13 protein-coding genes and 1 pseudogene are annotated in these 13,465 nt (G+C 73.4%); 8 read left to right on the plus strand and 6 right to left on the minus strand.

Annotated elements, in window-relative coordinates:
• Positions 1-145: 145 nt before the first annotated feature.
• Positions 146-499 (minus strand): iron-sulfur cluster assembly accessory protein, encoded by a 354-nt coding sequence (locus ACFC1T_RS26950; RefSeq protein ID WP_375892557.1) that lies wholly within the window; start codon positions 497-499, stop codon positions 146-148.
• Positions 500-743: 244 nt separating this feature from the next.
• Here ACFC1T_RS26950 and ACFC1T_RS26955 point away from each other — a divergent pair, with 244 nt between their 5' ends.
• The gene (locus ACFC1T_RS26955; protein WP_375892558.1) at positions 744-1,607 is read left to right on the plus strand and encodes a GNAT family N-acetyltransferase; all 864 of its coding nucleotides are present in this window, start codon (positions 744-746) and stop codon (positions 1,605-1,607) included.
• A 75-nt stretch (positions 1,608-1,682) separates the two neighbouring features.
• Here ACFC1T_RS26955 and ACFC1T_RS26960 read toward each other — a convergent pair whose 3' ends face one another.
• Together ACFC1T_RS26960 and ACFC1T_RS26965 are read right to left on the minus strand one after the other, a co-directional pair.
• Entirely contained in the window at positions 1,683-3,050 is a 1,368-nt protein-coding gene (locus tag ACFC1T_RS26960) for a pyridoxal phosphate-dependent decarboxylase family protein (protein ID WP_375892560.1), read from the minus strand.
• Positions 3,051-3,244: 194 nt separating this feature from the next.
• Positions 3,245-3,709, minus strand: coding sequence for an Lrp/AsnC family transcriptional regulator (locus ACFC1T_RS26965; RefSeq protein ID WP_270147404.1), 465 nt, complete (start codon positions 3,707-3,709; stop codon positions 3,245-3,247).
• Positions 3,710-4,150: 441 nt separating this feature from the next.
• On the opposite strand from ACFC1T_RS26965, the gene nadA reads away from it, so the two are divergent.
• Positions 4,151-5,335 (plus strand): quinolinate synthase NadA, encoded by a 1,185-nt coding sequence (gene nadA, locus ACFC1T_RS26970; protein WP_375892563.1) that lies wholly within the window; start codon positions 4,151-4,153, stop codon positions 5,333-5,335.
• 343 nt (positions 5,336-5,678) lie between these two features.
• Here nadA and ACFC1T_RS26975 read toward each other — a convergent pair whose 3' ends face one another.
• Both ACFC1T_RS26975 and ACFC1T_RS26980 read right to left on the minus strand, forming a co-directional pair.
• A complete protein-coding gene (locus ACFC1T_RS26975; protein WP_375892565.1) occupies positions 5,679-5,978 on the minus strand; it encodes a hypothetical protein in 300 nt (99 codons plus the stop codon).
• 34 nt (positions 5,979-6,012) lie between these two features.
• Positions 6,013-6,828, minus strand: a complete 816-nt coding sequence (locus ACFC1T_RS26980; RefSeq protein WP_375892566.1) for a PspA/IM30 family protein — start codon at positions 6,826-6,828, stop codon at positions 6,013-6,015.
• Between the two features lie 301 nt (positions 6,829-7,129).
• Here ACFC1T_RS26980 and ACFC1T_RS26985 point away from each other — a divergent pair, with 301 nt between their 5' ends.
• Positions 7,130-7,723, plus strand: a complete 594-nt coding sequence (locus ACFC1T_RS26985; RefSeq protein ID WP_375892567.1) for a DUF3043 domain-containing protein — start codon at positions 7,130-7,132, stop codon at positions 7,721-7,723.
• Between the two features lie 158 nt (positions 7,724-7,881).
• Positions 7,882-8,622, plus strand: a complete 741-nt coding sequence (locus ACFC1T_RS26990; protein ID WP_375892686.1) for a class I SAM-dependent methyltransferase — start codon at positions 7,882-7,884, stop codon at positions 8,620-8,622.
• Positions 8,623-8,632: 10 nt separating this feature from the next.
• Here ACFC1T_RS26990 and ACFC1T_RS26995 read toward each other — a convergent pair whose 3' ends face one another.
• A complete protein-coding gene (locus tag ACFC1T_RS26995; RefSeq protein ID WP_360227960.1) occupies positions 8,633-8,833 on the minus strand; it encodes a hypothetical protein in 201 nt (66 codons plus the stop codon).
• Positions 8,834-8,869: 36 nt separating this feature from the next.
• Between ACFC1T_RS26995 and cobU the strand changes: the two are divergent.
• The 4 genes and pseudogenes from cobU to ACFC1T_RS27015 all read left to right on the plus strand — a co-directional run.
• Positions 8,870-9,511, plus strand: a pseudogene (gene cobU, locus ACFC1T_RS27000) (bifunctional adenosylcobinamide kinase/adenosylcobinamide-phosphate guanylyltransferase); the annotation flags it as partial.
• A gap of 11 nt (positions 9,512-9,522) precedes the next feature.
• Positions 9,523-10,638, plus strand: a complete 1,116-nt coding sequence (locus ACFC1T_RS27005; protein ID WP_375892570.1) for a nicotinate-nucleotide--dimethylbenzimidazole phosphoribosyltransferase — start codon at positions 9,523-9,525, stop codon at positions 10,636-10,638.
• Between the two features lie 210 nt (positions 10,639-10,848).
• Complete coding sequence (locus ACFC1T_RS27010; protein ID WP_375892688.1) at positions 10,849-11,640, plus strand: adenosylcobinamide-GDP ribazoletransferase; 792 nt, start codon at positions 10,849-10,851, stop codon at positions 11,638-11,640.
• A 257-nt stretch (positions 11,641-11,897) separates the two neighbouring features.
• The gene (locus ACFC1T_RS27015; protein ID WP_375892571.1) at positions 11,898-13,403 is read left to right on the plus strand and encodes a leucyl aminopeptidase; all 1,506 of its coding nucleotides are present in this window, start codon (positions 11,898-11,900) and stop codon (positions 13,401-13,403) included.
• The last annotated feature ends 62 nt before the right edge of the window (positions 13,404-13,465 follow it).

Here is a 13,465-nt window from a genome sequence, read left to right on the forward strand (position 1 = left end):
TGGGCCGCCGCCCCGGGGGCCCGGTTCCGGGCCCCCCCGCCGGCCCCCCCGCCCTCGCGCGGGGCCCCGCCCGGGTGGAACCGGGACTGGGGCCCCGGGTTTGACCCCGGGCCCGCCCTACCGCGTTCGAGACCCGCTGTCAGGCTTAGCTGAACGAGTCGCCGCAGGCGCAGGAGCCGGTGGCGTTCGGGTTGTCGATCGTGAAGCCCTGCTTCTCGATGGTGTCGACGAAGTCGACGGTGGCGCCACCCAGGTACGGGGCGCTCATGCGGTCGGTGACGACCTTGACCCCACCGAAGTCCTTGAGCACGTCGCCGTCGAGCGAGCGCTCGTCGAAGAACAGCTGGTAACGCAGGCCGGAGCAGCCACCGGGCTGGACGGCGACGCGCAGCGCGAGGTCCTCGCGGCCTTCCTGCTCCAGCAGGGCCTTGACCTTGGCCGCGGCGGCATCGGTGAGGAGGATGCCACTCTCGACGGTGGTCTCGTCCTGGACGGTCATCTGCTTTCTCCCGGTCTTGACGACGGTCTGCCGCCAGTGCCAACCACCGACCGCCCGGATTCATTTCCCGGACGGAGGGGGATTTCTACGGCCTGTTCGACGGCTGGTTCTCCGTGGGCCGGGCGCGTCACCCGGGCCTCTACGCTCCCCATGCTCGCACAACCGGGGCGGAGCGGGCACCGCCCGCGTCACGGATCCGGGCGAACGGGCCCCACGGCCGCCCGCCGGACGCCAGGATGGCGGCATGATCCTTCGCCAGGTCAGGGACACCGCAGCGGACGCGGAGGTCGTCCAGGAGGTGTCCCTCGCCGCGTTCGCCGGACCGTCCGACGACCCCGCCCGGCCACCGCGACCGACGCCGCTGCAGCTCGCCCGGACCAGACACCTGGCGCGCACCGACCCCGGCGGCTGCTGGCTGGCGGAGAGCGGCGGGCAGGCGGTCGGGGTGGTGCTGTCGATGCGCCGCGAGGGCCTGTGGATGCCCTCGCTGTTCGCCGTCCGGCCGTCCGCCCGGGACCGGGGGGTCGGGCGGCTGCTGTTCGAACGGGCCCTGGCGCACGCCCGGGGCTGCCTGCGCGGGATGGTCTGCGCCTCCGACTCCCCCGCGGCGGCCCGCCGCTACCGGCTGGCCGGCTTCACCCTGCACCCGGCGATGCGGCTGACCGGGCGGGTGGACCGGGACGGGCTGATCGACCCCGGCGACATCCCGGTGCACCGCGGCAACACCACCCACCTGCACCTGCTGGACTCGGTGGACCGGCGGCTGCGCGGGTCCGCGCACGGCCCGGACCACGAGCTGATGCTCGGCCACTTCGAGGAGCTGCTGGTCGCCGACGCGCTGGCCGGCAGCGGCTACTGCTACCGGGACGGCGGCACGGTGCGGCTGCTGGCGGCCACCAGCAAGCGGATCGCGGCCCGGCTGCTGCGCGAGGCGCTGGCCCGGGTGCCGGACGGGACCGAGGCCCGGGTGGAGTACCTGACCGCCGAGCAGGAGTGGGCGCTGGACGTCGGGCTGGAGGTCGGGCTGACGCCGGAGACCGGCGGCTTCGTCGGGGTGCGCGGGATGCGGCCGCCGACGCCGTACCTGCCCAGCGGGGCCTTCCTGTAGCCCGGCGGGGACGCGTACGGCCCCACCGGGCGGGCCGGTGGGGCCGTACGGACGAACGGGAGGACGGGGCCCGGATCAGGCCATGGTGTCCAGGATCTCCCGGACCATCTCCATGGTGGTGCCCGGGTGCAGGAAGGCGAAGCGGGCGACCGTCTCGCCGTCCCAGCCGGTCGGGGTGACGAAGCCGATCTGGTCCGCCAGCAGCTGCTGCGACCAGCGGTAGTAGTCGTCGTTGGTCCAGCCCTTGCGCTTGAAGCAGACCGCGGAGAGCTGCGGGTCGAACAGCAGCTCCAGGTGCTCGGCGTCGCGGATCAGCTGGGCGGTGTCCCGGGCCAGCTGGAGGCCGGTCTCGATGGCGTCGGTGTACGCCTGGACGCCGTGGACGGCCAGCGAGAACCAGAGCGGCAGGCCGCGGGCGCGCCGGGTCAGGTGGTAGGCGTAGTCGGTGGGGTTCCACTCGTCGCCGTCGGTGTGCAGGACGTCCAGGTAGGAGGCGTCCTGGGTGTGCACGGCGCGGGCGAGCTGCGGGTTGCGGTAGATCAGCGCGGCGCAGTCGAAGGGGGCGAACAGCCACTTGTGCGGGTCGACCACGAAGGAGTCGGCGTGCTCGATGCCGTTGTAGCGCTCGCGCACCGACGGGGCGAACAGGCCGGCGCCGCCGTAGGCGCCGTCCACGTGGAACCACAGGTCGCGCTCGCGGGCGACCTCGGCCAGGCCGGCCAGGTCGTCGACGATGCCCTCGTTGGTGGTGCCGGCGGTGCCGACGACGGCGATCACCGTCTCCGGGTTCGGGTCGGCGGCCAGGGCGGCGCGCAGCGCCTCGCCGGTGAAGCGCCGGTTCACGGTCGGGACCTTGAAGGCCTCGACGCCGATGATGTTGAAGGTGTTCTTGACCGAGGAGTGCACCTGGTCGGCGACGGCTATCCGCAGCCGGGCCTCCGGACCGACGCCGAGCCTGCGGCGGGCGGTGTCACGGGCGACCACCAGGGCGGACAGGTTGCCCGCGGAGCCGCCGGAGACGAAGCAGCCGCCGGCCGAGGCGGGCATCCCGGCCCGGTCGGCGATCAGGCGCAGCACCTGGTTCTCGGCGGCGATGGCGCCCGCCGCCTCCAGCCAGGAGATGCCCTGCAGCGAGGCGCAGGAGACGACCATGTCGAACAGCAGCGCGGCCTTGGTCGGGGCGCACGGGATGAAGGACAGGTAGCGGGGGCTGTCGGCGGAGATGACCGCGCGGGACAGCTCGTGGTCGTACAGCTTGAGCACGTCGGCCGGATTGTTGCCGTCCTGGTTGAGCAGGCCGGCCAGCTGGGTGCGCAGGTGCTCGCCGTCACCGGGGTGGTCGAGCGGGACGGGGTCGTACTGCAGCCGCTCCCGCATGTAGTCGAAAACCAGGTCGACCAGTTCGTTGTCGGGCCGGTGCATGCGGTCGGGTGCTGCGGACACGGCTGTCCCTCTCGGCTGTGGGTGTCGGGGGGATCCGGTCGGCGGGACGCCTCACCGCGCTGACCGGACGTGATCAGCGTAGGCAGCGGGAGCGCTTCCCCGCGCGTCGGAACGCGGCTGGTCAGGCAGCTTTCGGGCGTCTTCGGGCAGGTCCGCGCAGATTTCCTGCGTACCCCAGGCGCCGGGCCGGGAGATCAGCCGATCAGCTGGGAGAGGACCACCGAGGAGCGGCTGCGCTGCACGCCGGGCTCGCGCCGGATGCGCTCGATGACGGCCTCCAGATGGCGCATGTCGGCGGCCCGCAGGTGCACCAGGGCGTCCGGGTCGCCGGTGACCGTCCAGGCGGCGACCACCTCGGGGAACTGGCGCAGGCTGGCGAGGATCTCCTCGGGGGCGGTCCGCTCGCGGCAGTAGACCTCGACGAAGGCCTCGGTCTGCCAGCCGAGCACGGCCGGGTCGAGCACCACGGTGAAGCCCCGCACCACGCCGCGCGCCCGGAGCCGGTCGATCCGGCGGCGTACGGCGGTGGCGGAGAGGTTCACCTGGAGACCGATCTCGGCGTAGGACGCCCGGCCGTCGCTGCCGAGGCGGGCGAGGAGCTGCCGGTCGGTCTCGTCCAGGTCCGCCCCGATCACCTCGTGCGCTCGGCTGCTGGTCATCGGTGCGGGGCTCCACGGGTCGTGCGGTGGGGGTGGGGGGAGCGTCCCGGGCGGCGGGCGGTGCGGTCGCACCCGCCGGCGCCACTGCCGAAACGGTTCGCCACCCATTCTGGCGGATGACCTGAACGAGTTCATCGCGCGCGGATGACCGGGAGAAGGCCATCGGTCCACCCGGCGGGCGTCGATCGCCGTGCCCGCCGTCGACCGGAGGCCCTTCATCGCGGGCCGCCCGCGGGAGGTCTTCGTGTTCATGGCCCAGCCGTGCCCGGGGCTTCGAAATATCGATTCGGCCACGGCAGGAAGCATCCGATCCGGCGAGCGGTTCTCGTCACATCGACAGGATGGCCATCGTCACTCTGACGCTAACCGGTTAGAATAGATAGTGTCAGATAGACGAAAAGGCCCCACCGCTCGTTCGGCCGCACAGAAGGGCACCCGCCCGTGACCACCACCATCACCGAGACCCACGGCGTCGACCCCACTCCGACGCCGCTCGCTCTGCTGCTGCTCGGCCGAGAGGCCGACCCGAACAGCGAGCGCGGCGTCGAGTGCCCCGGCGACCTCCCGCCGGCCTCGGACCCGAACCTCGTCGAGCGCGCCCGGGCGGCCAAGGCCGCACTGGGAGACCGCGTCTTCATCCTCGGCCACCACTACCAGCGCGACGAGGTGATCGAGTTCGCCGACGTCACCGGCGACTCCTTCAAGCTCGCCCGCGACGCCGCGGCCCGCCCGGAGGCCGAGTACATCGTCTTCTGCGGCGTGCACTTCATGGCCGAGTCCGCCGACATCCTCACCGGCGACCGCCAGCAGGTCGTGCTGCCGGACCTCGCGGCCGGCTGCTCGATGGCCGACATGGCCACCGCCGAGCAGGTCGCCGAGTGCTGGGACGTCCTGACCGACGCCGGCATAGCCGACGCGACCGTCCCGGTCTCGTACATGAACTCCTCCGCCGACATCAAGGCCTTCACCGGCAAGCACGGCGGCACCATCTGCACCTCCTCCAACGCCCAGCGGGCGCTGGAGTGGGCCTTCGAACAGGGCCAGAAGGTGCTCTTCCTGCCCGACCAGCACCTCGGCCGCAACACCGCGGTGCGGGACCTGGGCATGTCGCTGGACGACTGCGTCCTGTACAACCCGCACAAGCCCAACGGCGGCCTGACCACCGAGCAGCTGCGCAACGCCAAGATGATCCTCTGGCGCGGCCACTGCTCGGTGCACGGCCGGTTCAGCCTGGACTCGGTGAACGACGTCCGTGAGCGGATCCCCGGCGTGACCGTCCTGGTGCACCCCGAGTGCAAGCACGAGGTGGTCGACGCCGCCGACATGGTGGGCTCGACCGAGTACATCATCAAGGCCCTGGACGCGGCCGAGCCCGGCTCCAAATGGGCCATCGGCACCGAGCTGAACCTGGTCCGGCGCCTGGCCAAGGCGCACCCGGACAAGGAGGTCGTCTTCCTGGACCGCGCGGTCTGCTTCTGCTCGACCATGAACCGGATCGACCTGCCGCACCTGGTCTGGGCGCTGGAGTCGCTGGTCGAGGGCCGGGTGCCGAACGTGATCACGGTGGACCCGGAGACCGAGAAGTACGCCAAGGCCGCGCTGGACCGGATGCTGGCCCTGCCGTAGCGGCGAGCGGGCGAGCACCCGCCCCGAGCCGAAGGGGCGCGCCGGTGTCGAAAGGGAGGAGCGAGGAGGCCCCGAGGAACGAGGGGCATCGGAGCGACGACCGTCGGCACCGGATCCGAGCGCCCCGGAGGCGAGCGGGCGAGCACCCGCCCCGAGCCGAAGGGGCGCGCCGGTGCCGAGAGGGAGGAGCGAGGAGGCCCCGAGGAACGAGGGGCCTCGGAGCGACGACCGTCGGCACCGGGTCGGAGCGCCCCGGAGGCGAGCGGGCGAGTAGCTGCAGCGAAAGGGCGGGCCCCCTCCACCTGGAGGGGACCCGCCCTTTCGTCTGGCAGCGGCCGCGCGGCTACTCGTACTCGGGGAAGCCCGGGATGACGCCCTCGCCCTCGGAGAGCAGGAGGGACCGGACCTCGTCGAGGGTCGCCTCGGCACTCGGCAGGATCAGCTCGGACGGCTTCAGCGAGTCGTCCGGAAGCCGGGTGCCGTACTGCTTCACGGCGTCCAGCAGCTTGCCGTAGGCCTGGCGAAAGGTGTTCTCGTCGCCGGACTCCACCGCGGTGAGCAGCTCGTCGTCGAGCTGGTTGAGCAGGTTCAGGTGGTCCTCGCCCACCTCGAACTGCCCCTCACCCATGACCCTCATGATCATGCTGCGCTTCTCCTGGTTCGTGGGTGGTTCCAGCTCACTTGTTGTAGTTGATCCGCGGGGTGTCCTGCGGGTGCGCGTCCTGCGGCTGCGGCTGCTGGGCCGGCTTGCCCTGCTCGATCGCGGCCGGACCGGCGGCGGGGCCGCCGGACAGCTCGGCCTTCATCCGGGCGAGCTCCAGCTCGACGTCGGAACCGCCGGCCACCCGCTCCAGCTCGGCCTCGATGTCGTCCTTGCGGCCGAGACCGCTGGCGTCGTCGAGCGCGCCGGAGGCCAGCAGTTCGTCGATCGCACCGGCCCGGGCCTGCATCTGCGCCGTCTTGTCCTCGGCACGCTGGATGGCCAGGCCGACGTCGCCCATCTCCTCCGAGATCCCGGAGAAGGACTCGGCGATGCGGGTCTGCGCCTGCGCCGCGGTGTAGGTGGCCTTGATGGTCTCCTTCTTGGTGCGGAAGGCGTCCACCTTGGCCTGGAGCCGCTGGGAGGCGAGCGTGAGCTTCTCCTCCTCGGCCTGCAGGGCCTGGTACTGCGTCTCCAGATCGGTGATCTGGGACTGCATGTTGGCCTTGCGGGTCAGCGCCTCGCGAGCGAGGTCCTCGCGGCCGAGGGAGAGCGCCTTGCGGCCCTGGTCCTCGTACTTCGCCGACTGCTGCTGGAGCTGGGTCAGCTGGAGTTCCAGGCGCTTGCGCGAGGTCGCGACGTCCGCGACGCCACGCCGTACCTTCTGCAGCAGTTCGAGCTGCTTCTGGTAGGAGTAGTCGAGCGTCTCACGGGGATCCTCCGCCCGGTCCAAGGCTTTGTTCGCCTTGGAGCGGAAGATCAGCCCCATACGCTTCATGATTCCGTCGCTCATGGGCCTCGGGTGCCCCCTTCTCCGGCCTGCGGTCTTAAATCTCGTTACCAGACACGACGAGTGTATGTGCAGCGAGCCCTTCGCCGCAGTGCACCTGCCTGCAACAAGACTGCTACAGCGACCAGGGGCAGATCCTCATCCCCCGGGTGGATCCGCCTCTCATCCTCCCCATACTCCATCCGATTGATCCCCTACGGGAAGAGCGGGGGAGACCCCGGTCCGAACGCGGCCGAACGGATCGATACGCGTTTGGGTCCGAGGGGACCCGTGGTCGCGGCGCCGCACCCCGTACGCTGGGGGTGTGTTCCGACGCCGTTCAGATGATGCCGCCGCCTCCGCCACCGTGCTGGAGGACGAGACGCCCCAGGCCCGCCACCCGCAGGCCAAGAAGGGCCGCCCCACCCCCAAGCGCAGCGAGGCCGAGGCCAACCGGCGCACCCGGGTCGTGGTGCCCAAGGACCGCAAGGAGGCCTCCCGCCAGGCGCGCGAGCGGATGCGCAGCGAGCGCGAGAAGCAGCGCCAGGCGCTGATCGACGGCGACGAGCGCCACCTGCCGGCCCGCGACAAGGGGCCGGTGCGCAAGTTCGCCCGCGACTACGTGGACTCCCGCTGGTCGCTCGCCGAGTTCTTCCTGCCGGCCGCCGTGGTCATCCTGGTGCTGAGCATCGTCAAGGTGCCCGCGCTGCAGCTGCTGTCCACGCTGCTGTTCCTGCTGTTCTTCGTCCTGGTGATCCTGGACTTCGTCCGCCTGGGCCTCGGCCTGCGCAAGCAGCTGGGCGAGCGCTTCGCCGGGCAGAACACCCGCGGCGTGGTCGCCTACGGCATCATGCGCACCCTGCAGATGCGCCGGCTGCGCCTGCCCAAGCCGCAGGTGCGGCGCGGAGAGAAGCCCTGACCGCCGAACCGGTGGACTCCGGCTGGGCCCCGCCTTCCTGGGAGGGGCCCGGCCTCTACGCACTGCCCGGACAGGGGGACGGCGGCCACGACCGGCTCGGCCAGGAGCGTCGGCTGCCCTCCCGCAGCGGCTCCTTCGCCGGCGGCACCGCCGCCTGGCTGGACCGGCTCGGCGGACTGCGCAACTTCGTCCGGCAGGAGCTCGTCTCCCGGCAGCTCGCCGAGCAGCTCACCGGCCGCACCGCCCAGCGGGTCCTGGACATCGGCTGCGGACAGGGCACCCAGGCGCTGCGGCTGGCCCGGGCCGGCCACTACGTCACCGGGATCGACTCCGACCCGGTCGCGCTCGGCGTCGCCCAGGGGGCGCTCGCCGAGGAACCGCCCGAGGTGCGCGGCCGGCTGCAGCTGCTCAGCGGCGACGGCCACCAGTGCGGGCGCTGGTTCGGCCCGCGCAGCTTCGACGTGGTGCTCTGCCACGGCGTCCTGATGTACCTGCCGGACCCGGACCCGATGATCGCCTCGCTGGCCCGGCTGCTGGCGCCGGGCGGGCTGCTGTCGCTGCTGGTGCGCAACGGCGACGCGCTCGCGCTGCGGCCCGCCGCCGCCGGGGACTGGCGGGCCGCCCTGCACGCCTTCGAGAGCGACCGGTACTACAACCGGCTTGGACTGGCCGCCCGGGCCGACCGGCTCGCCGACCTGACCGTCACCCTCTCCGAGGTCTCGGTGCCGGTCCGGCACTGGTACGGCGTCCGGGTCTTCACCGACAACGCGCCCGACGACGCCGCCCCGCCGGTGGACGGGCGGCAGCTGGCCCAGCTGCTGGAGGCCGAGGACCGGGCCGGCCGCACCGACCCGTACCGGCAGGTCGCGGCGCTGCTGCACGTGATCGGCGCGAAGTGAGCGCCCGGGCTCAGCCCTCGTGCAGGCTCATCGAGTAGATCACCCGGTCGTCGTCCAGCAGGACGGCGTTGTCCACGCCCTCCTCGGCGAGCTGCTTCCAGCTCTCCCCGATCCAGGTCTCCGCGTCGCCCTGGCCGGCGAACTCCTCCTGCCCGAGGGTCGACGCCACCGCGCTGCCGTCCGCCTTCTCGTACCGCCACGTCCAGACCATGCCCGGCTCCTCCCACTGACGCTGCCTTGTGTGCTGCGCAGGTTAGCCTGCCCGGCCCGATCTTCCGTATGCCTGTCGGGCAGGATGGGCGGCATGGCGACCCACCCCCCGCTCCCCCGCACGCTGCTGCTCGGCGGCGCGCGCTCCGGCAAGTCCACCCGCGCCGAGCAGCTGCTCGCCGAGCACCCGGACGTCCTGTACGTGGCCACCGGCGGCACCCGGGACGGCGACGCCGAGTGGGCCCAGCGGGTCGCCCTGCACCGGGACCGCCGGCCGGCGAGCTGGCGCACCGCCGAGACCTGCGACCTGGAGGCCGTGCTCGCCGACCCCGACGACCCGGCGCCGGTGCTGGTCGACTGCCTGGCGCTGTGGCTGACCGCCGTGATGGACGCGTGCGACGCCTGGGACGACGACGCCTGGGCGGCCGGCGGCGAGGCCGCGGTGCAACGCCGCTGCGAGGCACTGGCCGCGGCCTGGGCCGGAACCCGGCGGACGGCCGTCGCGGTGAGCAACGAGGTCGGCATGGGCGTCGTCCCGGCGACCGCCGCCGGCCGCCGGTTCCGGGACACTCTCGGACGGCTCAACATGGCCGTGGCGGACGCCTCCGAGCGGGTCCTGCTGGTGGTCGCGGGACAGGTTCTGACGGTCAAGCCGAGCCCGCACACCTCCGCCGTGTAGCCTTCCGACCGATGGACACGACCGTGGATCTCGATACGTTCTCCTCGCTCGTCGAGCGCCCCGACGACAGCGCCCGACGGGCCGCCGAGGAACGCTGGCAGGAAGCCGGCCGACCGCGCGGCGGCCTGGGCAAGTTGGAGGAGCTGGGCAGCTGGCTGTCGTCCGTACAGGGGCGCTCCCCGGTGCGGCCGGTCTCGGCGCCCAAGGTGCTGCTGTTCGCCGCCGACCACGGCGTGGCCGCGCTCGGCGTCTCCCGGCTGCCCGCCGACGGCGGCACCGCGGCCCGGGTACGGGCGGTGCTCGACGGCAGCGCCCCGGTGGCCCGGCTGGCCGCGCGCTACGGCGCCGACGTGCGGGTCGTCGACGTCGCGGTGGACACCGACCCGGCGGACTTCCCGGACGAGGTGGTCGCCCACCGGATCCGGCGCGGCTCCGGCCGGATCGACGTCGAGGACGCGCTCACCCCGGAGGAGACCGTCCGGGCCTTCCGGGCCGGCATGGCCGTGGCCGACGAGGAGGCCGACACCGGCACCGACCTGGTGCTGCTCGGCGACCTCGGGGTCGGCTCCACCACGGTGGCCGCCGTCCTGGTCGGCGCGCTGTGCGGGACGGACGCGGCCGCGGTGTGCGGACGCGGCTCGGGCATCGACGACCGGGTGTGGATGGTCAAGTGCGCCACCGTCCGGGACGCGCTGCGACGGGCCCGCCCGGTGCTCGGCGACCAGCTGGCGCTGCTCGGCGCCACCGGCGGGGCGGACTTCGCCGCGATCACCGGCTTCCTGCTCCAGGCCGCCGTCCGCCGGCTGCCGGTGGTGCTGGACGGCGTGGTCTCCTCGGCCTGTGCGCTGGTCGCGCAGCGGATCGCCTTCCGGTCGCCGGAGTGGTGGCGGGCCGGGCAGTCCAGCGGCGAGCCCGCCCAGGCGAAGGCGTACGACCGGCTCACCCTGACGCCGTTGCAGGACCAGGGGATCACCCTGGGCGAGGGCGTCGGCGCGGTGCTCGCGCTGCCGCTGCTCCAGGCCGCGGGCGACGCGCTCGCGGAGGAGGCGCCCCGGCCGTTCGTCCCCTCGGCGCCGAAGGAGCAGCCGAAGCTGCCGTCGGCCGCCGACCTGCTCAGGAGGCTGTAGCGGCTGTCACGGCGGCGGGCGTCGTCCGAGACCGGCTCCCGCCCCCTGGCCCCCCGCTTCGCGCGGCTCCCCGCGTCCCTTCCTCGGGGCGCGGGGATTCTGCTGTGTCGGCGGCGGGGCCCGGACGCGGGTCCGGTTCGGTCCGGTTCGGGTCCGGTTCGAGTGCGGTTCCGGTGCGGTTCCGGTCCGGTGGAGGAGTGGGTGGGAGCGATGGCCGACGGCGGCGAGCGGGCGACGTGGGGCGAAGGGCTGCGGTTCGCGTTCGGGACGCTGTCGGTGCTGCGGGTGCGGGTCGAGCGGTGGGACCGGGCCGCGGCGGCCCGGGCGATGACGGCGGCTCCGGTGGTCGGCCTGGTCCTGGGCGCGATCGCGGCCGGGGCCGGCGCCCTGGTGGCCTGGCGGGCGGGCGGACTGCTCGCCGCGGTGACGGCGATGGGGGTGCTCGCCGCGCTGACCAGGGGGCTGCACCTGGACGGCCTGGCGGACGTCGCCGACGGCCTGGGCAGCGGCAAGCCGGCCGAGGACGCGCTGCGGATCATGAAGCAGTCCGACATCGGCCCGTTCGGCGTGCTGACCCTGCTGCTGGTGCTGCTCGCCCAGGTCGCCGCCCTGGCCGGGCAGTTCGGGCAGTCGACGCCGCGCGGCGCCCTCGCGGTGCTCGCCTCGGCGGTGGCCGCGCGCTGCGCACTGGCCTGGGGCTGCCTGCGGTCGGTGCCGGCCGCGCGCCCGGGCGGGCTGGGGGCGATGGTGGCGAGCACGGTAACGCCTGCGGCGGCCGCCACCGGGACGCTGGCCGCCGCGCTCCTCGTGGCCGCGCCCGGACTGTTCGACGGATGGTCAGCCCTGCGCCTCCCGCTGGCCGTTGTGCTCGGCGTCGGCTGCGCCCGGCTGCTGCTCACGCGGTGCGTGCGCCGGTTCGGCGGGATCACCGGGGACGTGCTCGGCGCGACGGCCGAGACCGCCGCCACCGGGACGCTGTTCGCCCTGGCGTTGCTCGGCTGACACCGGGCGGCGCGTGATCCCACCATGCGGACTACCATGCGTGGAGCACCGCAGCCCTGCACCGTGGCAGGTCCTGCCCGCCCGGCGCGCACCGAGGAGCCGGGGCCTCTGGTGTGCGCGGCCGCTCCGGCGGGCGCGCGCGCCAGGGGGCCCGGACCCGCAGGGCCCGCCGGCGGACGGCCTGCGACGGCGGGCTGCGCCGGTGCGGCAGTCACGCCGCGACCGGCCGTGGACCGCGAAAGAACAGGACGCATTACGTGACTGCATTGTCTGTGAGCACCTCCTCCGCCGCCTCGCTGCGCGCGGACGCCCTGGTGGTCGGTGTCGCGAAGGGCCCCAAGGGGATCGTGCTGGCCCCCGGTGCCGAGGCCGTGAACGAGGCGTTCGAGGGCAAGCTGGCCGAGATCCTCGGCACCCTGGGCGCGACCGGTGCCGAGGGCGAGACCGTCAAGGTCGCCTCCCCCGCCGGCCTCAAGGCCGCGCTCGTGCTCGCGGTCGGCCTCGGCGAGGCGGCCGAGGACGGCTACGGCCTGGAGGCGCTGCGCCGCGCCGCCGGTGTCGCCGCCCGCGCCCTGGCCGGCGTCAAGAAGGCCGCGCTGGCCCTGCCGGCCGAGTCCGCGGAGGAGGTCGAGGCGGTCGCGCTCGGCAGCCTGCTCGGCTCGTACGCCTTCGGCACCTACAAGGGCAACGGCAACGGCAAGGAGCCGGTCGGCGAGCTGGTCCTGCTGACCGTCCGCAAGGGCAGCAAGGACGCCAAGGCCGCCGTGGAGCGGGCCACCGCGATCGGCGAGGAGATGAACCGCGCCCGCGACCTGGTCAACACCGCGCCGAACGACCTGAACCCGAAGAGCTTCGCCGCGATCGCCCAGGCGGCCGGCAAGGAGCACGGCCTCAAGGTCGAGGTCCTGGACGAGAAGGCGCTGACCAAGGGCGGCTTCGGCGGCCTGCTGGGCGTCGGCAACGGCTCGACCAACCCGCCGCGGCTGGTGAAGGTGGCCTACACCCACCCGAAGGCCAAGGCGACCCTGGCCTTCATCGGCAAGGGCATCACCTACGACTCGGGCGGCATCTCGCTCAAGCCGGCCGGCCACAACGAGACCATGAAGTGCGACATGGCCGGCGCCGCCGCCGTGTTCGCCGCCGTGGTGGCCGCCAAGCGCCTGGGCCTGACCGTCAACGTCACCGCCTGGCTCGCGCTGGCCGAGAACATGCCGTCCGGCTCCGCCACCCGCCCGGGTGACGTGCTGCGCATGTACGGCGGCAAGACCGTCGAGGTGCTGAACACGGACGCCGAGGGCCGCCTGGTGCTGGCCGACGCGATCGTCAAGGCCGGCGAGGAGAACCCGGACGTCATCGTCGACGTGGCGACCCTGACCGGCGCCATGGTGCTGGCCCTGGGCACCCGCACCTTCGGTGTGATGGCCAACAACGACGAGCTGCGCGACAACCTGCACACCCTCGCGGGCGAGGTGGGCGAGCAGTCCTGGCCGATGCCGCTGCCGGCCGAGCTCAAGAAGGGCATGACCGACTCGACCATCGCCGACCTGGCCAACATGGGCGAGCGGATGGGCGGCGGCCTGGTGGCCGGCCTGTTCCTCCAGGAGTTCGTGGCCGAGGGCATCGACTGGGCGCACCTGGACATCGCCGGCCCGGCGTTCCACGAGAGCGCCCCGTTCGGCTACACCCCGAAGGGCGGCACCGCGAGCGCGGTGCGCACCCTGGTCCGGTTCGCGGAGCAGACCGCGGCCAACGGCAAGGCCTGATCCGAGCGGATCCCCACCCCGACGGGGGCCCGGCGCGCGTGCGCCGGGCCCCCGTCGGCGTT

It is taken from the genome of Kitasatospora sp. NPDC056076, assembly GCF_042266305.1.
GTDB lineage: Bacteria > Actinomycetota > Actinomycetes > Streptomycetales > Streptomycetaceae > Kitasatospora.